Source organism: Halorarum sp. SLYT50 (assembly GCF_059821265.1).
The window spans coordinates 2,752,573-2,778,928 of record NZ_CM187555.1 but is presented as its reverse complement, the minus strand read 5'-3'; the positions used below and the strand labels follow the sequence as shown (position 1 = coordinate 2,778,928).

The window sequence follows — 26,356 nt, the reverse complement described above, 5'->3', positions numbered from 1 at the left end:
TCACACCCACGGTCGGCGGGGAGCCGAGCGGCCGGCCGCCGACTCGGCGTCAGTCGTCGGGTCCCGCCGCCTCCCAGTCGGTGCGGTCGCGACACGTGCCCTCCGTCTCGACGGCGCCGCGGTCGACACCGCGAGGCCGAACCACGGCGCCGGGAACGTTCACGGTGCAGGCACCGAACGAACACGACCCGTCCCGCACCACGACGCCGTCGGTTCCCCCGGCCGTGGCCTCGAAACAGCAGCCGTCGCCGACCGCGAGGTCCCGGCCCGTGACCGACACGAGGGCGTCGACGGGCGCGGTGTCGACGATGCGCGTGCCCTCGACGGTGAGGTCGTGCGGCGGGTCGGGCGTCGCGTGCACGTCGTTCGGCCCGACCGGACCGGGACGCTGCGCCACCAGCGGCGCGACATCCGGCGCGTGGACCTCGATGTCCGAGCCGCGAACGTCCACCGCGCCCATGTTCGGGCGGACGAGAATCCCCCGCGCGCCCGTCGGGAGGCCGTCGCTCCCGCGGACGACGACCCGAGAGTTCTCGACGGCGACGCGGCCGGGCGCGTCGAGCGCACCGGCTTTCGCCTCGGCCCAGACGCCCCGCAGGAAGAACGAGTCGGCTTCGAACGCCGGTTCCCGCGGTCCGGCGTAGCGCTCGGGGTCGATTCCGACGACGGTGCGCCGTATCACACAGCCGTCGGAACCCAGGCGGAGCGACGCGACGTTGTTGTTCCAGAACGCGCTGTCCTCGACCGCGATGCGGCCCGGCGCTTCCGACCCGTACACGCCGTTGTTGCCGAACTCCTCGACCCGGCAGTTCCGAATCTCGAGTTCGCCGACGTGCTCCGGGCCGACCCACGCCCAGACCCGGCCGTCGCCGCCCTTGTACCGCGCCCACGACGACCCCTCGGCGGCGGTGACGCCGGTGACGACGCCCGTTCCCGCCGGGTCGCGGACGGCGAGGTTAAAGCAGTTGGTCACGTCGTCGTCGGGGTGGGTACCCCGGCCGACGAACGTCACGTCGCGGACGAGGAACTCGTCGGCGTGCACGCGGAGGCCGGCCACCCCCCTCTCGGCGCGGACGTCGATGTCGACGCCGTCGAAGACGAACTGCTCGCCCGTGAACGAGACGACGAACCGGTTGTACCCCTCGGGGACGACGAGCGTGGGGTTCGCCCCCTCGGCGGCGCGGAAGCGGACGGCGCCGGCCCGTCCCTTCGAGAAGGACCCCGCGACGCGTATCTCCCCGTCCGGGAGGACGACGTCGGTGTTCCGGTCGACGGTGTCGAAGTCGAGCGTGGTCGGACCGTCGGCCGCCGCCGCCACGCGGCGCTCCGTGTCGTAGGGGGTGGGCACAACCTAAGTGGGGGAGGCGAAGACCGAATGCCTGTCGGCGCCCGCTACGTCCTCGGCGACGCTCGCCGGCCACCGGTCGCCGGTGCCGGTCAGACGTAGACGTCGTCGGCGTCGAGGTCCCGTTCGCGGCGGTACTGTTCGACGAACTCGCCCACGTCGAACTCGAGCATCTGCTCTTCGAACTCCGTCATCGCGTCGGGGTCGTCGCTGTGAGAGACCGCGTGTTCCATCAGTTCGATTACCAGTTCGACGATGACCTCGTGGAGGCGACGCGAGTCGAACTCGGTCACCCACAGCATCGAGTAACCGAGGTCCTGGTCCTCGCTCGCGTCCTCGGCGACGACCCGGTTCGGGAACTCCTCCAGGACGACGCCCATCAGGTGGGGCGTGCCGAACTCCGGCATCTCCTCGCTCGTCGTCTCGACCGTCTCGCGCAGTAGCGAGACGAGGAACTCCGGGAGGAAGCGGTCCGGCGGGTTCACGTCGGTGACGACGGCGTGTGTCGCGCCGCAGTCGCAGTCGAACTCCCGCATCCCCATGTCGAACCGGCGGACGCCGACCGTCTCGCCGCACGGCAGTTCGACCGTCTCGCCCCCGCCGCCGGGGACGCGCGGTTGCGTCATACCCGTCCGTTGGTGGTCGCCACCCGTAAAAGACGCGTTCGACGCCGGCGGGGAGCGGGGGGCCGACGGCCTACTCCAAGTCCTCGTACTCCGGTCCCTCCTCCTCGGGTCGGACCGCGTCCGTCTCGCCGTGTTCCTCGCTGTCGGGGATGTCGTCGGTCTCCCCCTCGTCGAACCCGTGGGCGTCGTTCCCGTCCGCCCGCTCTACCTCGACTTCCACCTCGATTTCGACGCCGTCCTCCTCGAACTCCGCCTCCATCTCGCTCACGTCGTCCGCCTCGAGTTCGAGTTCGTCCCGGTCGACTTCGACCTCTACTTCCACGTCGACCGTCAGGTCGCCCTCGTCGTCCGTGTGAGCCATGTCGGTCCGTTACGGCTCGACGCGTTTCAACCGTACGGCGGCGAATAGCAACTCCCTTGAGCGTCCCCGCTTCACGCGGAGACATGATTGCTATCGTCGGCGGCGGCATCGCGGGGCTCTCCGCCGCCCGCCGACTCCGCGAGCGAGGGCACGAGGTCCGCGTGTTCGAGGCCGGCGGCCCGGACGCGCTCGGCGGCCTCGCGCGCACGTACCCGACCGCCGGCGACGACATCGAGCAGTTCTATCACCACCTCTCGAAGTCCGAGGAGACCATCGTCGAACTCGCCGCGGACCTCGGCGTCGACGACCGACTGGAGTGGCTCGTCGGGAAGAACGCCTACTACGTCGACGGCGTGGTCCACCCGATGGACACCCCGTGGGAGATACTCGCGTTCCCCCACTGGAGCGTCTACGACAAGTTCCGGCTGGCGATGCTCACGCTCGACGTCGACGTGCGCGGGGGCGTCCCGTCGTTCGATACGTACGAACGGCTGGAGGACTTCGAGCACGTCTCCGCCGTCGAGTTCGCGAAGGAGCACACCACGCAGAACGTGTACGAGACGTTCTTCGACCCGCTGCTGGAGGCCAAGTTCGGGTCGCGGAAGGGGGACGTGAGCGCGGCGTGGCTGCTCGGGCGCATCAAGTTCCGCGGCGAACGCGACCTGTTGCGCGGGGAGGTGCTCGGCTACTTCGACGGCGGCTTCCGCGTCCTCGTGGACGCGCTAATCGAGGACGTGGGACGCGAGAACGTCGAGACGGGCGCGCGCGTCACCGACCTCCACACCGAGGGGGGGTACGTGACCGGAATCACCGTCGACTCGGACGGCGGCGAACGAACCGAGGACGTCGACGACGTGGTCGTCGCCGCGATGCCGAACGTCCTCGAAGACCTGAGCGGGTACGTCTGCGACGTCGACTTCCAGGGAGCCGTCTGTGCGGTCGTCACGCTGGAGGAGTCGCTGACGGACACGTACTGGCTCAACGTCGCCGACGAGGCGCCGTTCGGCGCGCTCATCGAGCACACCAACTTCGTCCCGCCCGAGCGGTACGGCGGCGACCACCTGCTGTACGTCGCGAGCTACGTCCAGTCGCCCGACGAGTGGCTCTGGGGGGCGAGCGACGCCGAGGTCGAGGACCGGTGGCTGGGCCGCATCGGGGAACTGTTTCCGGAGTTCTCGCCGGCGTCGGTGCGCGAGTTCCGACTCGCGCGCGCACCGCGCGCAGCGCCCATCTACGAGCAGGGGTACCTCGACATGGTCGTCCCCTACGACCTGAGCGAGGAGGTGGCCGAGGGGCTCTACTACGCCGGGATGGCGAGCCGCGCGCAGTACCCCGAGCGGAGCCTCAACGGCGGCGTCGTCGCGGGTTACGAGTGCGCCGACCGCATCGCCGCGAAGCGGGAGTGAGCGGGTCGCCCCGGTCGCCGGACCCCGCCGGCGGGATTTATCCCCCGTTGCCCGCCACCTGAACGGGAGATGATTCGCGTTCGGGACCTCCGATACACGTATCCGGGGAGCGAGAGCCCCGCGCTGCGCGGTCTGACGTTCGACGTCGACGTCGGCGAGGTGTTCGGGTTCCTCGGGCCGAGCGGGGCCGGCAAGAGCACGACCCAGAAGGTGCTCGTGGGGTTGCTCGACGACTACGAGGGCGAGGCCGCGGTGCTCGGGCGGGCGGTCGACCAGTGGGGGAGCGACCTCTACCGGCGCATCGGGGTGTCGAGCGAGCGACCCACCCACTACCGGAAGCTCACCGGGCGCGAGAACCTGGACCTGTTCGCGTCGCTGCACGGCGGCGCGCGCCGCGACCCCGACGACCTGCTCGACCGCGTGGGTTTGCTCGACGCGGCCGACCGGAAGGTTGGCACCTACTCGAAGGGGATGGCGATGCGGCTGAACCTCGTCCGGGCGCTCGTCCACGAACCGGAACTGGTGTTCCTCGACGAACCGACGGCGGGCATCGACCCGAGTACCGCCCGCGCGGTGATGGAACTGGTCGAGGACGTCCGTGCGGGCGGGACGACGGTCGTCCTGACGACACACGACATGCGCGTCGCCGAGCGGCTGTGCGACCGGGTGGCGTTCATCGTCGGCGGCCGACTCCCCGTCGTCGACGCGCCGCGGGCGCTGAAACTCGCGCACGGCGACCCGACCGTCAGCGTCGAACTCCGCGGGGACGACGGGCTCGTATCGAGACGGTTCCCGCTGGCCGGTCTGGGCGACGACGACGCGTTCCGCGACCTGCTCCGGACGGGACGGGTCGAGACCATCCACTCGGAGGAGGCGACGCTGGAGGACGTGTTCGTCGCGGTGACCGGGGAGGGACTGACCGAGTGAGCGCGCTCCGGGCGATGCTCCGCTGGGACGTACGGCTGCAGGTCCGGTACGGGTTCTACGCGGTGTACGCCGTCCTGACGGTCGCGTTCGCGCTCGGTCTCCGGGCGCTTGACCCGGCGGTGCGGACGGACGCCGCCGTACTGCTCGTCGTGACCGACCCGACGGTGCTCGGGTTCTACTTCGTCGCCGCGCTGGTGCTGTTCGAGAAGGAGGAGGGGGTGCTCGACGCGCTCGTCGTGTCGCCGCTCGGCGAGCGGGGGTACCTCGTCTCGAAGGTGGCGACGCTCTCGCTGCTGGCGACCGTCGCCGCGACGCTGGTCGCCGTGCTCGGGCACGGCGCCGCGTCACGCCTCGGCGTGCTGGTCGTCGGCGTCGCCCTGTCCGCCTCGCTGTTCGTGCTGGCGGGGTTCGCCGCCGTCGCGCGCTTCGACTCGGTCAACGCCTACTTCATCGGCGCCGCCGGCTGGGGGTCGGTCCTGTTCCTCCCGCTGTTCGGGTACGTGGGTCTCGTCGAATCGCCGCTGTTCTACCTCCTGCCGGCCCAGCCGGCGCTGCTCCTCGTCGAGGGGGGGTTCCGGCCGATTGCGCCGTGGGAACTGGGCTACGCCGTCGGCTACCTGCTGGTCGGCAACGTCGTCGCCTACCGTCTGGCGCGCCGGGCGTTCCGGACGCACGTCGTCCGCGGCGGCGACCCGGGTCGGCAACTCGGCCACGACGAGCGACGAGCCAGCGTCGGTCGACCGCGAACGCTCCGGTCGCCGTGGCTCGGGCTGGCGGCGTCGGACGTCCGGAACTGGGTGCGCGACCCGATGCTGGGCGTCGCCGCCGTCGGTCCGCTCGTACTCGCGGCGGTCCTCAGGGTCGCCGCGCCGGCGGCTGCCTCGCTGGCGGGACCGGCGGTCGACCTGCCGGCGTACTACCCGGTCGTCACGGCGTCGATGGCGGTGTTCGCACCCGCGATATACGGGTTCGTCGTCGGGATGTTCGTCCTGGAGGACCGCGAGCAGGGCGTGCTCGCCGCGTTCCGGACGAGTCCGCTGTCGACCCGCGGCTACCTGGCCTACCGGGGGACGACGGCGTACGTCCTGAGCCTCGCGGCGACGGGACCGGCGCTGGCGCTGCTCGGCCTCGTCTCGGTTCCCCTGCCGGTGCTCGCCGGGACGGCGGCGGTCGGTGCGCTCGGCGGTCCCGTCCTCGCGCTGGCGTTCGGGACGCTCGCGTCGAACACGGTCGAGGGGCTCGCTCTCGGCAAACTGCTCAACCTCGTCGTGCTCGGTCCCGCGCTCGCCGTCGCCGCGGTTCCGACGCCGGCGCAGTTCCTGGCGGGGGTCGTTCCGACGTACTGGCCGGTCAAGGCGCTCGTCGCCGGCGCGGCGGGCGACCCCGTCTGGCTCCCGGCGCTCCTCGCCGGCGTCGTCGCCCACGGGGTCGCGCTCGTCGCGCTCGGCCGGACGTTCGCCCGTCGGACCGACTGACGGAGTGCGTCGACTGCGCTCCTCGGTCGGGAACGCGTCGCGCGGCGTCACTCCTCGGACGACGTGGCGGGCGAGTCGAGCGGCTCCGAGTCCGTCCTGACCGACGCGTACACCCGGTCGGCCCACTCGCGGGCGATGGGCGACTCGGTGTCGACGAACACCTCCAGCAGCCCCGTCTCCTCGTCGTAGCCGCCGATACCGACGTGCTCGTCGAAGAGCGCCAGCCCGTACGGGAGGTCCTCCCGGGTGCGAAGGGTCAGGTGGCCGGCAGCCACCGCGTCCCGCGCGCGCTGGGGGTACGCCTCGAACAGGGCCTCCGCGATGGTCGGGAGGAATATCAGCTCCGTCTCGGTCCGGTCGAACACTCGACGGTGGAACCCGCCGAGCGCCAGCGGCGCCATGTGGGTGGTGTTGAACCCCCGGAACGTCGTCGACCCGTCCGCGAGCGCCAGGAACCGCTCGACGGGAGCGTACGGGTCGGTCGGGTCCGCCACGGTCACCGTCGCGTCCACGAACGGTTCGACGACGAACTCCTGGTGGTCCTCGCAGACGGCGTCCAAGAGGGGGGCGAGCCGGTGGGCGGTCCGGACGTTCGCCTCGAACCGGAGCAGTTCCTCCGCGACGGCCTCCCCGCGGCCGGTCAGTCGGAACCGGCCGTCGGCCTTCTCGGCGAACCCTCGCTCGTCGAGCCAGCGGGTGAACCGGTGGCTCGTCGCCTTCGAGACGTCGAGGCGCTCCTCGAGTTCGCGCCTGTCGAGCGGGCCGTCCAGCAGCGCCTCCAGGGCGGGGCCGTGTCGGACGATGTCGCCGAGCAGGTCACCGTCGACCCGGTCGCCCGCCCTCGCCAGCCGGCGGCCGAGGTACCGGCGGTTCCGCGCGTTCTCGATGACGGCCGCCCCGACCGGGGACCCGGCCGGGCGCTCGCCGTCGGTGTCGTGGTCGGTCATCGACGCTCACGGGAGTGAGATGGGCGGTCCGGAGTAGTAACCGTACCCCGAGCGGACCGCAACTGGTATCCCACCGCCCACGGGCAGTGAGCCGTCTCGCGCCGCGAAACGCGTCTCGCGCCGCGAAACCGGCGGCGACGGGTGAGGCTATTCCGCCGGCCGCCCTCGACCCCGACATGTCGACACCGTCAGTCAGCGGCCGACGAGTGCGGGAGTTCGCGGCGGGCGTGCGCGGCGACGTGTTCGAACCCGGCGACGACGGGTACGACGACGCCCGGGCGGTCTGGAACGGGATGATAGACAGACGTCCGGCGGTCGTCGTCCGCTGTGCCGGCGTCGCCGACGTCGTCCGCGCGGTGAACTTCGTCCGCGACGCCGACCTTCCCGTGTCGGTCAGGGGCGGCGGCCACAACGTCTCCGGGAGCGCCGTCTGCGACGACGGCGTCGTCGTCGACCTCTCGGAGACGACGAGCGTCCGGGTCGACCCGGACGCGCGAACCGCGTGGGTGGAGGCCGGCTCGACGTGGGCGGACGTGGACCACGAGACCCAGGCGTTCGGGCTGGCGACGCCCGGCGGCGTCGTCTCGGACACCGGCGTCGCCGGGCTGACGCTCGGCGGCGGCATCGGCCACCTCCGGCGCGCACACGGCCTGAGCTGTGACAACCTCCGGTCGGTCGAACTCGTCACCGCCGACGGGGCGTTCCTGACCGCCAGCGCCGAGGAGAACTCCGACCTGTTCTGGGGCCTCAAGGGCGGCGGCGGCAACTTCGGCGTCGTCACCGCCTTCGAGTTCGACCTCCACCCGGTCGGACCGGGGGTGGCGACGTCGCTCGTCTTCTACCGCGGCGACGACCTGTCGGCGTGCCTGCGCGCGTACCGCGAGTTCGCCGCGTCCGCTCCCGACGAGGTGAGCACGCTGGCGTTCGCCGGGACGATACCCGACGAGGACCTGTTCGGTCCGGCCGTCGTCGCGGAGGAGAAGATAGCGTTCGTGGGCTGCTACGCGGGTCCGACCGACGAGGGAGCGCGGGCGCTCGCGCCGCTCCGCGAGTTCGCGGACCCGCTCGCGGACGTCAGCGGGACGGTGCCGTACGCGGAGTTCCAGCGATTCCTCGACGAGGACTACCCCGACGGGATGCGCTACTACTGGAAGTCGCTGTACCTCGACGGTCTCCCCGACGCGGCCGTCGACCGAATCGGCCGCTGGGCGGACGCCGCCCCCTCGCCGCTGTCGACGGTCGACGTCTGGCAGATGGGCGGCGCGATCGCAGACGTCGGCGCGGACGAGAGCGCGTTCGCCGGCCGACGCGCCCCGTTCCTCCTCGGCGTCGAGGCGAACTGGGAGGACCCCGACGCCGACGAGACCAACGTCGCGTGGGTGCGCGACTGCCTCGACGACATGCGCCGGTTCTCCGACGGGTCGGTGTACCTCAACTTCCCCGGGTTCCACGAGGGCGGCGAGGAGACGATGCGGACGACGTTCGGTCCCGCCTACGAGCGGCTGGTCGCACTGAAGGACGAGTACGACCCGACGAACCTGTTCCGGCTGAACCAGAACGTCGTCCCCTCGGCGTGACAGGCGGGTCGCGCGTCGTCGCGGCGGCCCGGGACGGGGTCGACCCGATTCCGGACCGGGCGCGCGGTCAGTCGGCGTTCGCCTCGTCGTCGGTCACGCCGGGCGCGTCGCGCACGCTCACGTCGGCGGGTTCCTCGCCGCCGCCGACTGACACCTCGCCGGCGTCGTCCTCGACGTACACGTCGTCGGAGAATCCCGCGACGGCGTTCTCGAACGCGCCGTCGGCCATCCGTTCGGGGGTGGCGGGCGCGTCCGCGACGCCGTCCGCCGGACGGAACTCGCCGAGTGGGTCGTCGATGGTGACGCCGTGCTCCCGGAAGAACTCGCCGTAGCGCTCGTAGTGGTCCTCCAGTTCGTCCGGCGGCACCTCCAGCATCTCCGCCCAGCCGTGGGTGAAGAAGTCGAAGTTGGCCTGCGCGTGGGTTATCTCGCGGGCCTCGGCCTCGGAGAAGTCGGCGTCGAGGGCGGCGACGTACGCGTCCATCGTCGCCGCGAAGAAGTCGTCGAGGTGTGCGCGGCGCTCCTCGCGGCGGGGCTCGTCGGCCTTCTCGAGGAAGATGCGCGTGTGGAGTTTCGCCAGCCCGAACGTGGCGACGCTGCCGACGCCGGGCGTCGTGAGCGCCTTCTTCGCGGCCCAGTGTCGCGGGTTCTGCCGGAGCTTCATCGTACGCGGGTTAGAGACGGGCGGGGATAAGCGATGGGTTGCCCGAATCGCCCGACGGCGTCGGCGGGGAGGTGATCGAAGTGATACTCGGATAGCAACCCACATTAACCCCCAATCCGAACGCCCTGGCATGAGCGAGTCGTTCGTCATCATCGGCGACGGAATCGCGGGTAGTTCCGCCGCCGAAACCCTCCGCGAGGAGGCCCCCGACGCCGACATCAGCGTCATCACCGACGAGGGCGAATCCCTCTACAACCGCATCCTCATCAAGGAGTTCGCGAAGGGGAAACTCCCCGAGGCGCCCATCTCCATCCACGACGAGTCGTGGTACGAGGAGCGGGACATCGACCTCGAACTCAACACGCTCGTGGTCGACATCCGCACGGACGCCCACGAGGTCGAGACGCACGAGGGCGACGTGTACGACTACGACAAACTCCTCCTCGCCATCGGGGGGACGCCCCAGCAACTGCCCGTCGAGAACTCCGACGCCGAGGGGGTCCACCACTTCTGGACCTTCCAGGACGCACGCGCCATCCGCGAGTCCGCAGACGACGCGGAGAAGGCCGTCATCGTCGGCGCCGGGCTTCTGGGCATCGACTTCGCGGCCATCTGCGGCGCACAGGAGGTCGAGGGGAAGTACCTGATGCGGGGGAACCGCTGGTGGCGCTACGCGCTCTCGGAGGAGGGCGGGGAACTCATGCACGAGGCCATGCGCGAGCGGGGGGTCGAACCGGTGTTCGACTCGGGCGTGGACCACTTCGAGACCGACGACGACGGCCACGTGACCGCGGCGGTCGACCCGAACGGGGACCGCTACGAGTGCGACTTCGCGGGCGTCGCCATCGGGCTGAACCTCAACACCGAAATCGTCGAAGACACCGACGTCGAGACGGACGACGGAATCGTCGTCGACGAGTACATGCGAACGACCGCGGACGACGTGTTCGCGGCGGGCGACATCACCCGGTTCCACGACGTCATCCTCGGGGGGATGGCGCAGAACGGCGCGTGGGGGTCCGCCAAGGAACAGGGCACCGTCGCCGCGCGGAACATGCTGGAGTACGGCTCCGAGGAGTTCCGCTGGGTCTCCTCGTACTCCATCACGCACTTCGACTTCCCGTTCCTCTCGTTCGGTCACCCGACGCTCGGCGACGACGAGGTGATGAAGAAGTTCGGCGACGACGAGTGGCGCCGTCTCGCGCTGAAGGACGGCAAGATCGTCGGCGGCGTCCTCATCGGCAACCTCGCTCCCCAGTCCGGATACAAGAAGCTCATGCGCGAACAGGTCGACGTGAGCGGGCAGAAGGACGTCCTGATGAGCGAGGAGTTCTCCGTCGAGGACCTAGAACAGGAAGCGGCCGCGGAGTAGCGTCGTCGAACGGCCCGAACCCCGTCTTCTCGCGTCTCCTCGCGTCGGCGCTCGCACCGGTATCGTCCTCGTTCGGTCCTCCCTCCCCACCGGGTACGGTACCGTCGACCGAGTTCGAACGGCGACGCGGCCCGGTCGACCACGCCGGAGCGGCCCCGGGGCGGCCAGGGGACGAGGTCCCGGCCTTCGCGTCTGACTCCACGAGTACGAATTCCTTCCAGACGATAATACAATATAGAAAGAATTAAGCCCGACCGTGTTGTATGGTAACTCGTGACACACCACGGCCCCCGACTCACGGTGCGCCCCATCGAGACGGTGCCGGACGATACGGAGGTCCGACACGTCGACCAACTGCCCGCGGAGACGTTCGACTCGTTCGTCTCGATGGCCGACGGTGGACGTGAGCGGGCGGCGGGAGTGGAACCGGGGGACGTGGTCGTGTTCACATCGTATCTGGAAGTGGTTCGCGCGGAGCGACGGGGCGGAGCGGTCGCCGAGGAGCCGGTGGAGGCCGCGGACCGTACGGTCGACACCGGTCCGGCCGACTGACACGCGACGGGAGACCCGGAGCGCTGAGACGGCCGGGAGAGCGCACCGACAACCGACACCGTTTTCGGCGGCTCCGACCCACCGAGTAGTATGGATGGCGGCGGTTCAACCGACATGACGCTCGCGTTCGAGTTGGAGGCTCTGAAGGCGCTGGCCGACCCGAACGCGGTGTTCAACGACGTCCGGAGGTGGACGGAGTACGTGGGCGTCGTCTCCGAGAAGCCGACGTACGTCGTCACGAACTTCACTCGGAAACACCGCGTCCGACAGGACTTCTTCTCCGGGCCACGCGGCGTGACGGAGTCGCTGGAGAACGTGAAACGACAGTTCGACACGGAGCGGCACGTGTTCGTCGGGACGAGCGACGAGGACCGCGCGGTCGCCGAGGCGGCCGGCTGGGAGTTCCTCCCGGTCGAGGCGGCGGCCGAGGCGGCCGGCTGGGACCTCGGCGACGAACGTGAGGCGACCGACCCGTTCGACGGCGAGACCCGCGACGACTGGCCCTGAACCGGACGGCCAGTCCCTCGGGTTTCGAAAGCACTAATCCGGTCCTCGACGTGTAACCTTTCAGCAGATGAGTCACCAGCTGCCGGACGTGCAGGCGAGCCGCCCGGACGTGACGGTCGGGTTGAGCCAGGTCGGGGTGACCGGGGTCGAGAAACTCGTGAAGGTCGACCGCGGCGAGGGTCGGCCCTGGGTGTTCATGGCCGAGTTCTCCGTCTTCGTCGACCTCCCGAGCGGGCGGAAGGGAATCGACATGAGCCGGAACATGGAGGTCATCGACGAGGTGCTCGAGGCCGCCGTCCGCGAGGAGGCGTACCGCGTCGAGGACGTCTGTGGTGACGCCGCCGACCGCCTGCTGGAGAAGCACGACTACACTTCGATGGCGGAGGTGCGCATGACCGCGGAGTTCGTCCGCCGCGAGGAGACGCCGGCGTCGGGTCACGAGACCCAGAACGCGGCGACGGTCATCGCCGGCGCCGTCGCCACCGACGAGGGCACCCGCGAGGAGATCGGGGCCGAGGTGACGGGAATGACCGTCTGCCCCTGCTCGCAGAGGATGTCGGAGTCCCGGGCACGCGACACGCTCGCCGACCTCGGCGTGGAGGACGAGACCGTCGAGGCGTTCCTCGACGAGGTGCCCCAGCCGGGCCACTCCCAGCGCGGGCACGCGACGCTCACGTTCACCGACGACGGGGCGCCGGAGGTCGACCTGCTCGACGTCATCGACGTGGCTCGCGACGCGATGAGCGCGCGCATCTACAACTACGCGAAGCGGCCCGACGAGGACCACATGACGCACGAGGCCCACTCGAACGCCAAGTTCGTCGAGGACTGCGTGCGGACGATGGCCGAGGACGTCGTCGAGTCGTTCGACCACCTCGACGACGACGTGGTCGTCCGGATGAAACAGTCAAACGACGAGTCCATCCACCAGCACAACGCCCACGCCGAGCGCGACGTGCGGCTCGGTCGCCTCCGGCGCGAACTGAACGGGGAGTAGCGCGGTACCCCTCGGACCGCGAGAGCGCCGGCGACGACGGAGCGGCTCCGTCACTCGAACGAGAGCGGCTCCGACTCCCCCCACCGCCTGCGGAACGCCTCGCGGGCGTCGGCGGCGAACTCGGGGTCCTTGAGGTCGATCATCGCGAACGACTCGCCCGGGTCGACCGGGCTCGGCACCTCCATGCACACCTCCGCGTCGTCGACGAGCGTGAAGGTCCCGCGGACCTTCGCGGCCGTCCGCACCTCGAAGTCGGGGTGGTTCGCCATCCGGTCGGCGTACCGCTCGCCGACGCTCTCGGGCAGCGACGCCGGGAGGTCCTCGGAGAGCAGCACCGCCACCTCCACGCCGCGGTCGAGCGCCGCGTCGAGTTCCGCCGCCACCCGCTCGCCGACCGCGCCGATGTCGAGCCCAGAGGCGGGCGGCGCGGCGATCATGACGACCCGCTCGGTGGCCGCCGCCAGCCGTTCGAGGAGGAGGTCCGCCGTCTCCTCCGGCCCGACTGCGACCGTCCAGAACTGCTCGTTCACCGGTTCGCCCGCCTCCAGTTCGGCCGACAGCTCCTCGACCACGCGCTCGTACTGGTCGGCCTTCTCGCTCAGTTCCCGCTTCTTGTCGGCCAGCAGCCGGTCGAGCGCCGCGTCCGGTTCGACGGCGAGGTACTTCTTGGGTCGGCTCGCCGCCTGACTGCGCGCGAGGCGGTGCCGCTCCAGACTGTTGAGGACGTCGTACACGCGACCCATCGGGACGCCGCTCGACTCGGACAACTCCTTCGCGGTTGCCGGACCCGCGTCGAGCAGCGCCCGGTACGCACGGGACTCGTACTCCGACAGCCCGAGGTCGCGTAAGTCTGCCATACCGACCACACCGGGGGCAGCGGCAAAAACTAACCGGCAGTTTATTGTTGCTCGCCGGTCGCCGAGACGCGCGCCATCAGCGCGTCGGGCGACGACGCGGGGTCGAGTCCGCGCCCGCGGAGCGTCGCCGTCCCGTCGGGGGTGCGGTCGCTGTTCGGGACGACCACCTTCTCGTGGTCGGCGACTCGCAGGGCCGCCCGGTGGAGGTCGGAGCCGGGGGGCGCGCCCACGTCGACGACGAGCGGGTCGCGCGTCAGGCGGGCGGCGACGCCGCCGTACCCCGCCACCTGCACGCCCATCCGCTCGGTCGCGTCCGCGAACGCGCCGACGGCCTCCCGTGCCCGGTCCCGGTACCGCTCCTCGCCGGTCAGCGCCGCGAGGTCGCACAGCGCGTCGGCGAACTCCACGGTGCCGTCGATGGGGTACAGGGGGTCGTCGAGCAGACCCGGGCCGGCGGCGGGACCGTCGCGGAACGCCGCCCGGTCGCCGAGGACGGCGAGCGCGCGGTCCGCGACGGCGGTCGCCCGGTCGAGTCCGTCGCCGAGCACCGTCTCGGCGCGCGCGAACGCCCCGGCCGTCCGGGCGGCGTCCGAGAGCACGTCCGCCTCCCCCCTCTCGTCGCGCTCGCGGTAGCGGACGACCCGTCCCTCCTCGTCCACGAGTTCGTCCCCGAGGTACGACAGCACGCGCTCGGCGGCGTCGCGCGCCGACTCGTCGTCGGTGTACGCGTACAGCGTCACCAGCGCGTCCGCCGCGAGCGCGTTGTCGCCGGCGTACGCCGTGAGGTCGCGTCTGTCGCCGTCGGGGTCGACGCTCCCCCCGAACGCGACGCCGGACCAGAGGCGCTCGCGGAGGAAGGCGACGGCGGCGGCGGCCGTCTCGCGGTACGACTCGTCGCCGGTGTAGAGGTAGGCGTTGGCGAACGCGCGCACCAGCGCGGCGTTGTCAGCCAGCAGTTTCTCGCGGTGCGGGTCACCCCAGTCGCGCGCGCCGGCGTAGCGGAACAGCCCGCCGTCGTCGTCCGCGAGGTTCCGCGCGACGGCGTCGAGCGTCCGGGTCGCCTTCTCCCGGTCGCGCTTCAGCGCGAACTCCACGGTGCGGGGCATCGGGAACTTGGCGTCCGTCCCCCACCCCGCGAACTCGGGGTCCCACTGGTCGTCGAGTTGCCCGGCGAGGTGCTCCTCGATGTGCGGTCCGACCGGTCCGGCGGGGGTCTCCTCGCCCGAGAGCGCTCGGGGGACCTGCCCCGCCGTCTCCCCCTTCGCGTCCCACGTCTCGCGCACCCGGTCGAGCACGGAGCGGAACCCCTCCGGACCGACGTACGTCGCGCCGGTGACGATGTCACCCGAGGGCGTCGCGAAGACGACGGAGGGGAACCCGCCCATGTTGTACCGCTCGCGGACGCGGGGGTGGCGGTCCACGTCCACCCGGACCGGGACGAACCCGTCGGAGACGTTCGCCGCGATGCGCGGGTCGCCGAACGTCTCGACGGCCATCCGGTGGCAGTCCTCGCACCACGTCGCCGTCAGGAACAGCACGACCGGCGCGCCGCGGCGCTCGGCCGCCGCGAACGCGTCGGGTCCCCACTCGCGCCACTCGACGCGGGTCTCGTCGTCCATGCCTCGCGTCCGGGCGCGACGGGGGTAAAGTCGGCGTTCGGTCCGCACCCGCGTTCGCCGGCCGATACCGACGGACGACCGGTTCGGCCGGAACCTCCCGCAAGGGATATAGGCCGTCCTCGGGAACCTCGGGGCATGCGCACTCGGTACCTCCTCGTCGCGCTCCTCGCTATCCCGCTGGCGGACGCCGCCTTCCTGGTGTGGGTCGCCGGGCAGATCGGTGCCGTGGAGACCGTCGCGCTCGTCGTCCTCACCGGACTGGTCGGGATGCTGCTCGTCAGGGCCGAGGGTCGCCACGCCCTCCACAGCCTGGAGCGGAAGCTGGCGCGGGGCGAACTCCCGACGAGCGAACTGCTCGACGGGGGACTGCTCGTCGCCGCGGGCGCGTTCCTGCTTACGCCGGGGCTGGTGACCGACACGCTGGGGTTCCTGCTCGCGGTGCCGCCGACGCGCTACCCGATCCGGGAACTGCTCAAGCGGTACGTCGTCGTCCCGTACATCGACCGCAAGACCGGCGGGCTGGGAACCGGCGTCGTCTGGACGAGCGGCTTCCCCGGCCCGGACGCCGACGCGGCCGGCGGTCCGGGCGGCGCGACCGGGTCCTCCGAAGGGGGGACGACCGGCGAGGACGACGTGGTGGACGTCGGGGGTGACGACTACTCGGTCGACGACAGCGAGTCGCGAGACCGCAGGACGTGAGGGCGATTCCGAACGGAAACGCTTAACCCACGGCATCCGCAACGTGGAGACGCGCTCACCTGGGCCAATAGCTCAGTCAGGTTGAGCGCTCGGCTGATAACCGGGAGGTCCGCGGTTCAAATCCGCGTTGGCCCACCTCCTATCCGCTCGGTCCCCGACCGAGCGAGATTGGTGGGGTCCACTCCCCAGCCATCCAATCTCGTTGCTCTGAACCCCGACAGGGTCGGGTATCGCCGTCCGTCGGACGCGACGCGTGCGTCTCGGTGAGCGGAGCGGTTCCGTCCGGGGAGACGACGCCGGGTCAGTCGGGCAGGTACTGCGCGAGCGGGTGTCGAGACGGGTCGAAGTCCGGGTCGTGCGCCCAGTCGGTTCCGGACTCCTGCGCCGCCTCGTAGACGAGCGCACGCCGCCGGATGCTCGCGTCGACGGCGTCGTCGATCTCCTCGGGGTCGAACCGGTCGAGGAGCGCCCCGCGCAGGTCCTCGACCACGTCCCGTCGCTCCTCCGAGCGGTCGTTCCACTCGCCGGGGTCATCGCTCAGGTCGAACAGTTGCTCGTCGTGACCGTGGACGTCGACGTACTTGTGGTCGCCGCGCCGCGCCATGAAACACGGGGCGTGGACCCCCTCGGCGTAGAACTCGGAGAAGACGACCCGGTCGTCGAGCCGGCCCTCCAGCGTATCGAAGAGGCTGTGCCCGTCGAAGGGGAGCCGGTCGGCCTCGTCGACGCCGGCGACGTCGAGGAACGTCGGTAGGAGGTCGACGAGGCTCACGGGAACCGAACAGGTCTCGCCGGCGTAGCTCCCGTCGGGGAAGGCGGCGACGAGGGGAACCCGGCTCGACCACTCGTAGAAGCAGCGCTTCTGGACCATCCCGCGCTCACAGAGCATGTCGCCGTGGTCCGAGCAGAAGACGACGACGGTGTCGTCCGCCAGCCCCGCCTCCTCGAGGGCGTCGAGCAGTTCCCCCAGTTTGTCGTCGACGTAGCTGACCAGCCCGTAGTACGCGCGCCGGACGCGTCGGACGTTCTCGTCGCCGGTGAGGTCGGGCCGGTCGTGGACCTCGTGCCAGTCGTTCACCCACTCGTCCATCGTCGAGCGCGTCTCCTCGACGTCCTCCGGAATCTCGGGGAGGTCGACGGGGGCGTCCGCGTACCGCTCCCAGTACTCCTCGGGCGGCCAGAAGGGGTCGTGCGGGTGGTGGTACGAGACGGTGAGGTGGAACGGCTGTGCGTCCGTCGCCTCGTCGGCCTCGCGTCCCTTCGCGCGGAGGTACTCCAGCGCCCTGAACTGCGTCTCCTCGTCGTAACTGAGGTACTTGTTCCACTCGCCGACCTCGACGGCGTCCGCGACGTACTCCGTCACGTGTCCGCCGGTGGCCGACGTCGCCAGTCCGACGGCGCTCTCCTCGTCGAGTCCGCGGTACGGCGTCCACCGGAAGTCCTCGGGGAAGATGTCGGTGGTGAACCGCCGGTCGAACCCGTGGAGCTGGTCGGCCCCGACGAAGTGCATCTTCCCCGAGAGGACCGCGTCGTACCCCTCGTCGGCGAGGTAGTGACCGTAGGTGACCTCGTCGTCACCGATGGGGGCGGCGTTGTCCCAGGCGCCGATCTCGGCGACGTGACGGCCAGTCACCATCGACGCCCGGGCCGGCGCACACATCGGACACGGAGTGTACGCCGCGTCGAACCGGACGCCCCGCTCGGCGACCCGGTCGAGGTGGGGCGTCTCCACGACGTCGTGGCCGTACGTGCCCGTCAGTTGGGGCGTCAACTGGTCGGTCACGACGAACAGGACGTTCGGTCGGTCGGCGGCGAGCGGCGACGCGGAGTGGGTCATTCGGAGTGCGAGTGCGGAGAGACGGGAAAAAACGCTACCGGTAGTCCCGACCGTCGACCCCGCGTCCGCACGAGCGAGCGTCGGAGTCGGGAACGTCTCCCTCCCGGTCGAATTCGTCGGTTCGATAATTTGGGCGGGACGTACTTGACCGTGGAGTCGCTAGGAGACACGAGATGTCACGGTCGACTGGCGACAGCGGGTCGGGGAATCGCCGAAGCCGGGGAGAGACCGAAGGCGCCGTCCGGGCCGGTCGACCGACCGAACCCGTCCTCGGCCTCGGAGCGGAGACGAACGCCGCCAGAGACGGTCGCCGCGTACGGAACGCGGCGTCGGGTAGAGCGAGGAGGGAGTCGTAATGTCGGTCCTCAACCGCGTGTTCGACGCCACGCTCCGTCCGCACCTCCCGCCGAAGCGAGTCCGCCTCGGCGGCGTGGACGCGTACGCCGGCAGCGTCCTCGACCGGACGCTCGGGGACGACCCGGAGTACGAATCGGCGATGCGGGCCGCCCTGCGGACCCACGTCGAGGACGGCGACGCGGTCCGGGTGGTGGGTGGGGGGTCCGGCGTGACCGCGGTGGTCTCGCTCGACGCCGGCGCCGGCTCGGTCGAGGTGGTGGAGGCGACCGAGACCGGCGTCGAGTGCTGCCGACGGACGCTCGCCGGGAACGGGTACGCGGCGCGGTCGGAGGTGCACCACGGCGTCATCGGCGAGGTCCGGGAGGCGTGGGGAGGGGGTCTCGGAACGCCGCGTTCCCCGGAGTGGTGTCGGAACTGCGACGTCCTCGAACTGGACTGCGAGGGCGCGGAGCGCGAGATACTCTCGGCTCTCGACGCCGGCGGTCCCCTCCCGCGCGTCCTGCTCGTGGAATCGCACGGCTACCTCGGTGCACCGACCGCGTTCGTCCGCGACCGACTGGAGGAACTGGGGTACCGCATCGAGAGCGAGACGCCGGAGCGAGCCGAGCGGGACGTCTCCGTTCTCGCGGCGGTCCGACCGGCGGAGTAGCCGCCGCCTCGCGAGCGGCGTGACCCTCCCTACTCGTACGGGTCCGCCAGCACTACCGTCTCCTCGCGCCCCGGTCCGACGCCCACGGCGTAGAGGGGCGCGTCGAGTTCGGCGGCGACGTGCTCCAGGTACGCGCGGGCGTTCTCCGGAATCGCGTCGTACCCCTCGTCGACGACCGCGCGCCAGTCGACGTCGGGCCAGCCGTCGAACTCGCGGTAGACGACCGAACAGCGCTCCCAGTCGCCGGTGGTCGGCGGGACCGTCGTCGTCTCCTCGCCGTCGAGTTCGTACGCGTGGCCCACCCGCACCGTCTCCAGTCCGGCGAGCACGTCGACGTGACCGACCACGAGGCCGGTGAACCCGTTCGCGCGCGCCGCGTGCCGGAGCATCGGGAGGTCCAGCCAGCCGACGCGGCGCGGCCGCCCCGTGACCGTCCCGTACTCGCCGCCCTCGTCGCGGACGTACGTCGCGAGTTCCTCCTCCTCGTCGGTCTCGTTCGGACCCCGGTAGCCGGGCGTCTGTCCCTCGACGCCGCCCAGTTCCGTCGGGAACGGACCGGTTCCGACCCGGGTGAGGTACGCCTTCACGACGCCGACCACCTCTCCCCGTCCGACGACCGTCGGGCCGAGTCCGGTGCCGACGGCCGCGCCGCCCGCCGTGGGGTTCGAGGACGTCACGTACGGGTAGGTGCCGTGGTCGACGTCGATGAGCGTCCCCTGTGCGCCTTCGAGCAGCACTTCGTCGCCGTCGTCGATGCGCCGCTGGAGGAAGGTGCCGCAGTCGACGGTCATGCGTTCCTCGTCGAGGCGGCGGCCGTACGCGCGGTACCGTTCGAACAGGGCGTCAGCGTCGAACGCGTCGCCGGGGTCGGCGTCGAGCGTCGCCTCGGCGGCCGCTCGCTTCCGCGGGACGACGTACCTTAGCCGGTCGCGGAGCGCGTCCGGGTCGAGCAGGTCGCCGACGCGGACGCCGCGCCGGCCGGCCTTGTCCTCGTAGGTGGGTCCGATACCGCGGCCGGTCGTCCCCACCGCGAGGTCCGACTCGTCCTCGGCTCTCGCGTCCTCCTCCGCGTCGTCGAGGAAGCGGTGGTACGGCATGATGACGTGCGCGCGTTCGGCCACGCGCACGTCGGGGTCGAGTCCACGCTCGCGGAGCGCGTCGAGTTCCTCGAACAGCGTCTCGGGGTTCACGACGCAGCCGTTGCCGAGGACGCCCACCTTGCCGCGGACGACGCCGGACGGGAGCAGCGAGAGCTTGTACTCCTCGCCGCCCGCCACGACGGTGTGGCCGGCGTTGTCGCCGCCCTGATAGCGGGCGACCACGTCCGCGCCTCCACCCCAGAGGTCGACGGCACCCCCCTTGCCCTCGTCGCCCAGTTGCGAGCCGACGATAGTGACGGTCATACGGGCGGCGAGTTCGCGCGAGCCCTACAAATATGTGGTGATATTCTGCAGTTAACTCGTGCTTGATATGCACGTTCGTGTACCTCTCACGGGTGCCAGACGAGTCCATCCCGTCCGTCTCGCCGCCACGCCAAGCGTGAGGTGTGAGGCGTCCGTGCGGGGGGTATGGGTTCGCTCAACCCCGACTTCTCCGACGAGACGGTGGTGGTCACCGGCGGCAGTTCGGGCATCGGCCGAGCCGTCGCTCTGGCGTTCGGCGACGCCGGCGCGACGGTCGTCAACGCGGACGTACGCGCCGCGTCGAAAGACCCCGACGCCGACGCGCCGACCCACGAGACCATCCGCGAACGGGGCGGCGAGGCGTCGTACGCCGAGTGCGACGTCTCCGACCCCGAGCAGGTGGCCGACGTGGTCGAGGCGGCCCGCGAGTTCGGCGGCGTCGACGTGATGGTGAACAACGCGGGCGTGTACACGAAGCGTCGCTTCAGGGAGGTGACGCCCGAGGAGTTCGCGGAGGTCCACGGCGTCAACGCCCGGGGGGCGTTCTTCGGGACGCAGGCGGCCGCGAACGACATGATAGACCGCGGCGACCCGGGGGTCGTCGTCAACACGAGTTCGAGCACGCAGGGACGCGCGGCGTGGGACCACTCCCACTACGCCGCGAGCAAGGGTGCGGTCCGGTCGATAACCCGGAGCGCCGCGCTCGAACTCGCGGGAGAGGGCGTCCGGGTGAACGCCGTCGCGCCCGGCCCGGTCGCGACCGAGATACGCGAGGGGTGGTCTGAGGAGGCCGCCGAGATCCGACCGGAGGGGGAGACGCCGTCGCTCCCGTTGCGGGCGGCGACGCCGCCGGAACTGCCCGGGGCGTACCTCTACCTGGCGAGCGACGACGCGTCGTACGTCACCGGTGAGACGGTCTGGGTCGACGGCGGGGCGCACGTCTGCTGACGACCCGTCGGGTTCCGTCGGGTTCGCGTGTCGCGCCGCTCGTGAGACCGACGGCGAGTAGAACGGAGGGCGACACGGTTCGTGACCTCGTTTCGACCCCTCGGCCGCGTCCCGAGCGGGGGTCGTCCCGGTTGGCTCGGCACTCGTGGCGCCTCGCGCGTCACCGGACTATCGTGTGGCGTTCGCCGGAACGGCGAGATGATAAAATAACCTTCCGACCCGGTTTTCAAAACGGAGAAGCGAGGGGTCAGAACCCTTCGCGGAGAAAGGTCTTCGTCGGGGGAAACGCGGCCGCGAGGGTGCGACGCGCCCCGTCGGCGTCGACCGTCAGGTGGCCGAGCGCCTCGAGTCGCTCGACGGAGTGGGAGCCGGCGACGAGTCTGGCCAACGCACCGGCGTCGAGCGACGCGTCCGGGTCGGCGTCGGTCGGGGCGCACGCCGCCGTCCCGCCCTCCACGGAGAGGCGGAACCGGCCGTCGTTCCACGGGCAGGTCTCGTCCGCGACGGCGAGCGCGACCGACCCCTCGACCTCCGTCGGGTACGCGAGCGCGCCGAGCGCCGCCGGGACGTCGACCAGCCGGAACATGGGACCGGGCCTGACGCTCGTGTCGGCCGCACGGGGGTCGTCGAGTTCGTCGAACAGGCGCTCGTCCGCGCGGGCGGTCAGCCGAACCGTCGACACCTGCGAGTCGTGGTTGCGGCAGAACCGGAGCAGGTGGCCGCGCGCCTCGCGGTCGACCGCCGCGAACTCCGAGACCGAGAGCCGTCGGCCGTCGTCGGTCTCCTCGACGGCGTAGACCAGGTAGCCCCGCAGGTCGCCGTCGCGCTCCCAGCCGTAGACGAACGGGTCGGTCCCCCACGACCGGAACACCCGGCACCGCCACCAGTCCGCGGTACGGTCGAGCGCGAGCGTCTCGGTCGCCGCCGCGTCGTGAACCGCGTCCAGCCGCTCCCAGTCGTCCGCGTCGAGGCGGACGAACTCGCCCGCCGGCGCCGGGCACGCCGAGTCGAGTTCGGCAGGGGCGACGTCGATGCGGGCGTAGTCGTTGACGCGCTCGTAGCCCAGACGCCGGTAGAACGAGTACTCGAACGGCCACAGCGCGGCGAACGGAACGCCCTCCTCGCGGAGTTCGGCGTGGACGCCCCCGAGCAGGTCGTAGACGAGGCCCCTGCGGCGCGACTCGGGCGGCGAGGCGACGGCGGCGACGCCCGCCATCGGTCGGAACGCGCCGCGGATTCGCGCGGAGAAGTCGTAGTAGGCGCAGACCACCGCGAGGTCGCTCGCGTCGAGCGACTCCCGTGGCGCGTCCGGAGAAACGTCGTACAGTCCGCGGCCGTGGAGTCCGGCGGGGTGGTCGGGGCCGTCCCGGTCCGGGTCGGGACCGCTCTGAGGGTTGAACGCGTACGCGACGATTCGGTCGAACGCGTCCTCGTGGTCGTCGGGGACTCGTCGGTACTCCATGCCACCCGTGGCGGCGGCGGGGGGAAAGTCGTTGCGCGTCCACGTGAGACGGTGCCAGCCCGGGACCGGACCGAGGGGTTCACGACGCTGGACGCCCGACTGACGCCCGTGACCGACACCGACAGCGACGGCGGACTGTTCACGCGCGACACGCTGTTGCTCGCGCTCGTGCTGTTCGTCGGCGTCGCCGGGACGGGCGTCGTCCGCCGGCAACTCGGCCTGCTCGGGTACAACGAACTCGGTCGCGTCGTGTTCGTCCTCGGCTACGGGGGGATGGTGTTCGTCGTCTGGTACGGGTGGATACGACCGCTCGACATCACGGGGCCGACGGGGAACGCCGGACGCGGGACGACCGCTGCGGACCCCGAGAATCCCGAGAACCCCGGAGACTGCGGGGAGACGACGGACCGCGACGGCGGGGAGAGCCGAGACGCGCCGGCGAGCGAGCGAGCGCGGGAGCGGGACGAGAGAACGGAACGTTAATGCGAACCCCGGAGCCACATCGGGTACGAATGCTCCCGCTACAGGTCATCGACAGTTTCCTGCTCAACTACAACGTCGGGCAGGCGCTCCTGGTCGGGTTCATCCTGACGACGGTCGCGACGCTGTTGCTCTCGCGGAAGGTGCTGGCGCTCAACACGATCCTCTTCGGCGTTATCTTCCTCCTCACTCCACAGTCGCTCGTCCCGACGCACTACCTGTTTCTCGGCATCGTGCTCGTCGTCGTCGGCCCGCTCGTGTTCGTCGTCTCCGACTGAGCGAGCGTCACCGACCGGCCGAGGCCCGCGTCGCGCCGAACGCCACCCTTTTGCCGGGTGGCACCCGACCACCGCGCCATGGTAACCGCTCGGGCGCCGGCGACCAGCGCGAACCTCGGGAGCGGGTTCGACACGTTCGGCGTCGCGCTCGACCGACCGGCCGACACCGTCACGGTCGAGCGGGCGGACGAGACGACCATCGAGGTGACCGGAGCGGGCGCGCAGTTCATCCCCGAGGACCCGGAGAAGAACACCGTCGGCGCGGTGGTCGAGGCGCTCGACGCGCCGGCGCACGTCCGCATCGACAAGGGGATTCGACCCTCCTCGGGACTCGGCTCGTCGGCCGCGTCCGCGGCGGCCGCGGCGGTGGCGCTGAACGACCTGTACGACCGCGGCCGCAGCCGCGAGGACCTGGTCCGGGTCGCCGCCGAGGGTGAAGCGGTCGTCTCCGGCGACGCCCACGCAGACAACGTCGCGCCGTCGCTGCTCGGGGGGTTCACCATCGTCCGCGACGGCGGCGTCACGCGAATCGGAGCGGAGGTCCCGCTGGTCGTCTGCTTGCCCGAGATAGCCGTCTCGACGCGCGACGCCCGCGGGGCGGTGCCCGACAGCCTGTCGATGGCCGACCACGTCGAGACGGTGGGCAACGCCGCGACGCTCACCGCCGGCATGTGTCGGTCGAACCCGACGCTCGTCGGCGAGGGGATGGACGACCCCGTCGTGACGCCGGCGCGCGCCGACCTCATCACGGGATACGCGGGCGTCCGCGAGGACGCGCTGGTGGCCGGCGCGACGGGCGTCACGGTCAGCGGCGCCGGACCGGCGGTGCTCGCCGCCTGCCGGCCCGGCCGGCGGCGTGCGGTCGCCGGCGCGATGGTCGAGGCGTTCGAGCGGGCCGGCGTAGGAGCGCGGGCGTACCAGAGCGGCGTCGGCGAGGGCGCGACGCTGCTTCGACCCTGAATCCCGGACCTCAAGCCGGCGGCTGCTCCCCCCTCAGTCCGCCTCCGCGCGGATGTTCCGGTTCACGCGGAACAGGTTCCCCGGGTCGTACCGCCGCTTCACCCCCACCAGTCGGTCGTAGTTGTCCCCGTACGTCGCCCGGATGCGCTCCTCGCTCTCGTCCGCGGTCTGGAAGTTCACGTAGTTGCCGCCCGTCGAGTACGGCCGGAACCGGCCCCACGCCTCGCGGACCCACTCGCGGTACCGGGCGCCGTCCTCGTCGTCCGGCTGCCACATCCCGGCCGCGCCGTAGACGAACCGGGCGTCGCGGTTCCCCACGGCGCCGTCGTCCTCGTCGCGTTCGTTGAGCGCGCCGCCGACGTGCGCGAAGACCAGTTGCCCGCCCGGGATGGGGTTCTCCGCGGCCAGGTCGCGCACCGTCGCCAGCAGGCCGTCGCTCAACTCGGCGGCGAACTCGGTCTTCCAGTAGTAGTGGTTCCCCTTGGGCTGTGTCGCGTCGAGGGACGACTGAATCTGCGTGTACGGCTGTTCGGCGAGCGTGTCCACGACGGGCCCCTCCAGCGCTCGAATCGGCGCCAGCGCCTCGTCGACGCCGGCCAACTCGCCGCTGTAGCAGACGACCATGAGACAGATGCGCTCGCCGTGCCACTCCTCGGGGACGAACGGCGCCGGCGGGGCCCGCCGCATGAGCAGGAACACCGTCAGTTCCCGCGGCGCCGTCGCGGTGAGTTCCCGGTAGGCGTCGAGAATCTCGTCGGCCCGGTCGAACGGCCACGCGACGAGTCCGCCGTAGACGGTCGGTCCCACCTCGTGCACCCGGAACGTGAACGACGTGACGACGCCGAAGTTGTGGCCGGCGCCGCGGACGGCCCAGAACAGGTCCGGGTTCTCCTCGCGACTGGCGCGGCGAACCCGCCCGTCGGCGGTGACGATTTCGACTTCGAGCAGGTTGTCGACCGTCCACCCGAACCGGCGGGTCAGGTAGCCGAAGCCGCCGCCGAGCGTCAACCCGGCGAGGCCGGTTTCGGAGACGAACCCGCCCGGCGTAGCCAGTCCGTGGACCTGCGTCTCCCTGTCGAAGTCGCCGAGGAGACACCCGCCCTGGGCGGTAGCCGTCCGCTCCTCGGGGTCGACGATGACCCCCCGGAGCCGCGACATGTCGATGGTCAGGCCGCCGTCCGCCAGAGCCGTTCCGGCGATGTTGTGCCCGCCGCACTTCACGGAGAGCAGGAGTCCCCGCTCGCGGGCGAAGTTCACGGCCGCCACGACGTCGGCCGTACCCGTCGGCTGAACGACGAGCGCGGGCGTCTTCCTCACCATGCCGTTCCAGATGCGCGTCGCCTCCTCGAAGCCCGTATCCCCGGGAGTGAACACCGGTCCCCGCAGTTGCTGACGGAACGCGTCGAGCGCCTCTTCCGTCGGTGCGGTCGTATCCGGTTCTCGCGCGTCAATCGTGTCTTGGGTCATGCTGCCTCCTCGGTCGTGAGTCGGTGGTGGACTCACGGTCGCATAATATAACGATAAATAGAGAGATAAGGTAGTAGTGTGACGAACTGACACGTGTGCGCGTCGGTTCACGGAGAACCGGCGAGCGAGCGCTCCGCGAACCGTCCGCGGAGGCGCGCGGCGGAAGCTGACACTCGTCGGTCCGACCGAACACTCGGTACCGGTTGGCGGCGACGACGTCGTAGGCCGCGTCGCGCAGGCGCGTCGGCACGGGGACGAGCGGGCACGCCAGCGGCCACGGACCGTCGAGGCGGACGGCCCGGAGCGCGGCGGTCGACTTCTCGTAGACCACACCGTCCTCGACGAGTACGAACGAGTCGAACGACTCGCACGGGAGACCGTAGCGGTCGAGGAGCGGCCGTCCCACGGTCGACTGGAGCGGCGCGAACCGGAACGTCCCGGCGGCGTCGAACCGGACGACGAACCGCACGGCCGCGTTACAGAGGTCGCAGACGCCGTCGAACAGGAGCACGGGGTGCTCGCCCGTGTCGAACCCCGCGAGCGGGTCGTCCGTGTCGTCGCTCACGGCCGGAGGACGCGCGCCG

The 26,356-nt window shown here is 71.0% G+C and carries 26 protein-coding genes and 1 tRNA gene; 15 read left to right on the top strand and 12 right to left on the bottom strand.

What is annotated here, in order from left to right; genetic code table 11:
- Positions 1–49: 49 nt before the first annotated feature.
- The 3 genes from AC6RUA_RS14550 to AC6RUA_RS14540 form a co-directional block, all read right to left on the bottom strand.
- Entirely contained in the window at positions 50–1,348 is a 1,299-nt protein-coding gene (locus tag AC6RUA_RS14550) for a hypothetical protein (protein WP_499813718.1), read from the bottom strand.
- A gap of 89 nt (positions 1,349–1,437) precedes the next feature.
- Positions 1,438–1,971 carry a DUF5815 family protein gene (locus AC6RUA_RS14545; protein WP_499813717.1) on the bottom strand — a complete coding sequence of 178 codons (534 nt, stop codon included), beginning with the start codon at positions 1,969–1,971 and terminating at the stop codon, positions 1,438–1,440.
- Between the two features lie 70 nt (positions 1,972–2,041).
- A complete protein-coding gene (locus AC6RUA_RS14540; RefSeq protein WP_499813716.1) occupies positions 2,042–2,332 on the bottom strand; it encodes a hypothetical protein in 291 nt (96 codons plus the stop codon).
- A gap of 83 nt (positions 2,333–2,415) precedes the next feature.
- Between AC6RUA_RS14540 and AC6RUA_RS14535 the strand changes: the two genes are divergently transcribed.
- The 3 genes from AC6RUA_RS14535 to AC6RUA_RS14525 all read left to right on the top strand — a co-directional run bounded on the left by AC6RUA_RS14535 (position 2,416) and on the right by AC6RUA_RS14525 (position 6,140).
- Positions 2,416–3,738, top strand: a complete 1,323-nt coding sequence (locus tag AC6RUA_RS14535; RefSeq protein WP_499813715.1) for an NAD(P)/FAD-dependent oxidoreductase — start codon at positions 2,416–2,418, stop codon at positions 3,736–3,738.
- Positions 3,739–3,807: 69 nt separating this feature from the next.
- Complete coding sequence (locus AC6RUA_RS14530; protein ID WP_499813714.1) at positions 3,808–4,665, top strand: ABC transporter ATP-binding protein; 858 nt, start codon at positions 3,808–3,810, stop codon at positions 4,663–4,665.
- On the top strand, positions 4,662–6,140 hold the full coding sequence (locus tag AC6RUA_RS14525) for a fluoroquinolone export ABC transporter permease subunit (RefSeq protein ID WP_499813713.1): 1,479 nt from the start codon (positions 4,662–4,664) through the stop codon (positions 6,138–6,140). Before AC6RUA_RS14530 ends, AC6RUA_RS14525 begins: the two co-directional genes overlap by 4 nt.
- Positions 6,141–6,187: 47 nt before the next feature.
- Here AC6RUA_RS14525 and AC6RUA_RS14520 read toward each other — a convergent pair whose 3' ends face one another.
- Positions 6,188–7,087 (bottom strand): helix-turn-helix transcriptional regulator, encoded by a 900-nt coding sequence (locus tag AC6RUA_RS14520; RefSeq protein WP_499813712.1) that lies wholly within the window; start codon positions 7,085–7,087, stop codon positions 6,188–6,190.
- 176 nt (positions 7,088–7,263) lie between these two features.
- On the opposite strand from AC6RUA_RS14520, the gene AC6RUA_RS14515 reads away from it, so the two are divergent.
- Positions 7,264–8,664, top strand: a complete 1,401-nt coding sequence (locus tag AC6RUA_RS14515; RefSeq protein WP_499813711.1) for an FAD-binding oxidoreductase — start codon at positions 7,264–7,266, stop codon at positions 8,662–8,664.
- 67 nt (positions 8,665–8,731) lie between these two features.
- On the opposite strand, the gene AC6RUA_RS14510 is transcribed toward AC6RUA_RS14515, so the two are convergent.
- Entirely contained in the window at positions 8,732–9,328 is a 597-nt protein-coding gene (locus AC6RUA_RS14510) for a DUF6149 family protein (RefSeq protein WP_499813710.1), read from the bottom strand.
- Positions 9,329–9,458: 130 nt separating this feature from the next.
- Between AC6RUA_RS14510 and AC6RUA_RS14505 the strand changes: the two genes are divergently transcribed.
- The 4 genes from AC6RUA_RS14505 (at position 9,459) to mptA (ending at position 12,756) form a co-directional block, all read left to right on the top strand.
- A complete protein-coding gene (locus tag AC6RUA_RS14505) occupies positions 9,459–10,700 on the top strand; it encodes an NAD(P)/FAD-dependent oxidoreductase (protein ID WP_499813709.1) in 1,242 nt (413 codons plus the stop codon).
- A 273-nt stretch (positions 10,701–10,973) separates the two neighbouring features.
- Positions 10,974–11,252, top strand: a complete 279-nt coding sequence (locus AC6RUA_RS14500; RefSeq protein ID WP_499813708.1) for a hypothetical protein — start codon at positions 10,974–10,976, stop codon at positions 11,250–11,252.
- A 90-nt stretch (positions 11,253–11,342) separates the two neighbouring features.
- A complete protein-coding gene (locus AC6RUA_RS14495) occupies positions 11,343–11,759 on the top strand; it encodes a DUF7124 domain-containing protein (protein ID WP_499813707.1) in 417 nt (138 codons plus the stop codon).
- 67 nt (positions 11,760–11,826) lie between these two features.
- The gene (gene mptA, locus AC6RUA_RS14490; protein ID WP_499813706.1) at positions 11,827–12,756 is read left to right on the top strand and encodes a GTP cyclohydrolase MptA; all 930 of its coding nucleotides are present in this window, start codon (positions 11,827–11,829) and stop codon (positions 12,754–12,756) included.
- Between the two features lie 50 nt (positions 12,757–12,806).
- On the opposite strand, the gene AC6RUA_RS14485 is transcribed toward mptA, so the two are convergent.
- Positions 12,807–13,613, bottom strand: coding sequence for a TrmB family transcriptional regulator (locus AC6RUA_RS14485; protein ID WP_499813705.1), 807 nt, complete (start codon positions 13,611–13,613; stop codon positions 12,807–12,809).
- A gap of 41 nt (positions 13,614–13,654) precedes the next feature.
- Complete coding sequence (locus AC6RUA_RS14480; protein WP_499813704.1) at positions 13,655–15,232, bottom strand: DUF255 domain-containing protein; 1,578 nt, start codon at positions 15,230–15,232, stop codon at positions 13,655–13,657.
- Positions 15,233–15,367: 135 nt separating this feature from the next.
- On the opposite strand from AC6RUA_RS14480, the gene AC6RUA_RS14475 reads away from it, so the two are divergent.
- A complete protein-coding gene (locus tag AC6RUA_RS14475; protein ID WP_499813703.1) occupies positions 15,368–15,931 on the top strand; it encodes an FxsA family protein in 564 nt (187 codons plus the stop codon).
- Positions 15,932–15,992: 61 nt separating this feature from the next.
- Positions 15,993–16,066 (top strand) — tRNA-Ile (locus AC6RUA_RS14470).
- Positions 16,067–16,232: 166 nt separating this feature from the next.
- Here the strand turns inward: AC6RUA_RS14470 and betC are convergent.
- On the bottom strand, positions 16,233–17,768 hold the full coding sequence (betC, locus tag AC6RUA_RS14465; RefSeq protein ID WP_499813702.1) for a choline-sulfatase: 1,536 nt from the start codon (positions 17,766–17,768) through the stop codon (positions 16,233–16,235).
- A 355-nt stretch (positions 17,769–18,123) separates the two neighbouring features.
- Here betC and AC6RUA_RS14460 point away from each other — a divergent pair, with 355 nt between their 5' ends.
- Positions 18,124–18,774: a hypothetical protein gene (locus AC6RUA_RS14460; protein WP_499813701.1), complete on the top strand. Its 651-nt coding sequence runs from the start codon at positions 18,124–18,126 to the stop codon at positions 18,772–18,774.
- Positions 18,775–18,803: 29 nt separating this feature from the next.
- Here AC6RUA_RS14460 and AC6RUA_RS14455 read toward each other — a convergent pair whose 3' ends face one another.
- Entirely contained in the window at positions 18,804–20,177 is a 1,374-nt protein-coding gene (locus tag AC6RUA_RS14455) for an adenylosuccinate synthase (protein WP_499813700.1), read from the bottom strand.
- A 165-nt stretch (positions 20,178–20,342) separates the two neighbouring features.
- On the opposite strand from AC6RUA_RS14455, the gene AC6RUA_RS14450 reads away from it, so the two are divergent.
- Positions 20,343–21,125 (top strand): SDR family NAD(P)-dependent oxidoreductase, encoded by a 783-nt coding sequence (locus AC6RUA_RS14450; protein ID WP_499813699.1) that lies wholly within the window; start codon positions 20,343–20,345, stop codon positions 21,123–21,125.
- Positions 21,126–21,372: 247 nt separating this feature from the next.
- Here the strand turns inward: AC6RUA_RS14450 and AC6RUA_RS14445 are convergent, their stop codons facing one another.
- On the bottom strand, positions 21,373–22,587 hold the full coding sequence (locus AC6RUA_RS14445; RefSeq protein ID WP_499813698.1) for a GNAT family N-acetyltransferase: 1,215 nt from the start codon (positions 22,585–22,587) through the stop codon (positions 21,373–21,375).
- 51 nt (positions 22,588–22,638) lie between these two features.
- On the opposite strand from AC6RUA_RS14445, the gene AC6RUA_RS14440 reads away from it, so the two are divergent.
- The 3 genes from AC6RUA_RS14440 to AC6RUA_RS14430 all read left to right on the top strand — a co-directional run bounded on the left by AC6RUA_RS14440 (position 22,639) and on the right by AC6RUA_RS14430 (position 24,305).
- Entirely contained in the window at positions 22,639–23,070 is a 432-nt protein-coding gene (locus AC6RUA_RS14440; RefSeq protein ID WP_499813697.1) for a DUF7996 family protein, read from the top strand.
- 29 nt (positions 23,071–23,099) lie between these two features.
- Entirely contained in the window at positions 23,100–23,345 is a 246-nt protein-coding gene (locus tag AC6RUA_RS14435; protein WP_499813696.1) for a DUF8006 family protein, read from the top strand.
- 78 nt (positions 23,346–23,423) lie between these two features.
- Positions 23,424–24,305 carry a homoserine kinase gene (locus tag AC6RUA_RS14430; RefSeq protein ID WP_499813695.1) on the top strand — a complete coding sequence of 294 codons (882 nt, stop codon included), beginning with the start codon at positions 23,424–23,426 and terminating at the stop codon, positions 24,303–24,305.
- A gap of 33 nt (positions 24,306–24,338) precedes the next feature.
- On the opposite strand, the gene AC6RUA_RS14425 is transcribed toward AC6RUA_RS14430, so the two are convergent.
- Together AC6RUA_RS14425 and AC6RUA_RS14420 are read right to left on the bottom strand one after the other, a co-directional pair.
- Positions 24,339–25,772 (bottom strand): FAD-binding oxidoreductase, encoded by a 1,434-nt coding sequence (locus AC6RUA_RS14425; RefSeq protein WP_499813694.1) that lies wholly within the window; start codon positions 25,770–25,772, stop codon positions 24,339–24,341.
- Positions 25,753–26,337 carry a thiol-disulfide oxidoreductase DCC family protein gene (locus tag AC6RUA_RS14420; RefSeq protein ID WP_499813693.1) on the bottom strand — a complete coding sequence of 195 codons (585 nt, stop codon included), beginning with the start codon at positions 26,335–26,337 and terminating at the stop codon, positions 25,753–25,755. Before AC6RUA_RS14420 ends, AC6RUA_RS14425 begins: the two co-directional genes overlap by 20 nt.
- Positions 26,338–26,356 lie beyond the last annotated feature (19 nt).

Bases quoted from the DNA above. Each gene is read 5' to 3' on its own strand.
- betC (WP_499813702.1), bottom strand. From the start codon at position 17,768: ATGACCCACTCCGCGTCGCCGCTCGCCGCCGACCGACCGAACGTCCTG.
- AC6RUA_RS14475 (WP_499813703.1), top strand. From the start codon at position 15,368: ATGCGCACTCGGTACCTCCTCGTCGCGCTCCTCGCTATCCCGCTGGCG.
- mptA (WP_499813706.1), top strand. From the start codon at position 11,827: ATGAGTCACCAGCTGCCGGACGTGCAGGCGAGCCGCCCGGACGTGACG.
- AC6RUA_RS14445 (WP_499813698.1), bottom strand. From the start codon at position 22,587: ATGGAGTACCGACGAGTCCCCGACGACCACGAGGACGCGTTCGACCGA.
- AC6RUA_RS14530 (WP_499813714.1), top strand. From the start codon at position 3,808: ATGATTCGCGTTCGGGACCTCCGATACACGTATCCGGGGAGCGAGAGC.
- AC6RUA_RS14460 (WP_499813701.1), top strand. From the start codon at position 18,124: ATGTCGGTCCTCAACCGCGTGTTCGACGCCACGCTCCGTCCGCACCTC.
- AC6RUA_RS14435 (WP_499813696.1), top strand. From the start codon at position 23,100: ATGCTCCCGCTACAGGTCATCGACAGTTTCCTGCTCAACTACAACGTC.
- AC6RUA_RS14480 (WP_499813704.1), bottom strand. From the start codon at position 15,232: ATGGACGACGAGACCCGCGTCGAGTGGCGCGAGTGGGGACCCGACGCG.
- AC6RUA_RS14430 (WP_499813695.1), top strand. From the start codon at position 23,424: ATGGTAACCGCTCGGGCGCCGGCGACCAGCGCGAACCTCGGGAGCGGG.
- AC6RUA_RS14505 (WP_499813709.1), top strand. From the start codon at position 9,459: ATGAGCGAGTCGTTCGTCATCATCGGCGACGGAATCGCGGGTAGTTCC.
- AC6RUA_RS14455 (WP_499813700.1), bottom strand. From the start codon at position 20,177: ATGACCGTCACTATCGTCGGCTCGCAACTGGGCGACGAGGGCAAGGGG.
- AC6RUA_RS14425 (WP_499813694.1), bottom strand. From the start codon at position 25,772: ATGACCCAAGACACGATTGACGCGCGAGAACCGGATACGACCGCACCG.
- AC6RUA_RS14495 (WP_499813707.1), top strand. From the start codon at position 11,343: ATGGATGGCGGCGGTTCAACCGACATGACGCTCGCGTTCGAGTTGGAG.
- AC6RUA_RS14485 (WP_499813705.1), bottom strand. From the start codon at position 13,613: ATGGCAGACTTACGCGACCTCGGGCTGTCGGAGTACGAGTCCCGTGCG.
- AC6RUA_RS14540 (WP_499813716.1), bottom strand. From the start codon at position 2,332: ATGGCTCACACGGACGACGAGGGCGACCTGACGGTCGACGTGGAAGTA.
- AC6RUA_RS14515 (WP_499813711.1), top strand. From the start codon at position 7,264: ATGTCGACACCGTCAGTCAGCGGCCGACGAGTGCGGGAGTTCGCGGCG.
- AC6RUA_RS14535 (WP_499813715.1), top strand. From the start codon at position 2,416: ATGATTGCTATCGTCGGCGGCGGCATCGCGGGGCTCTCCGCCGCCCGC.
- AC6RUA_RS14510 (WP_499813710.1), bottom strand. From the start codon at position 9,328: ATGAAGCTCCGGCAGAACCCGCGACACTGGGCCGCGAAGAAGGCGCTC.
- AC6RUA_RS14545 (WP_499813717.1), bottom strand. From the start codon at position 1,971: ATGACGCAACCGCGCGTCCCCGGCGGCGGGGGCGAGACGGTCGAACTG.
- AC6RUA_RS14520 (WP_499813712.1), bottom strand. From the start codon at position 7,087: ATGACCGACCACGACACCGACGGCGAGCGCCCGGCCGGGTCCCCGGTC.
- AC6RUA_RS14450 (WP_499813699.1), top strand. From the start codon at position 20,343: ATGGGTTCGCTCAACCCCGACTTCTCCGACGAGACGGTGGTGGTCACC.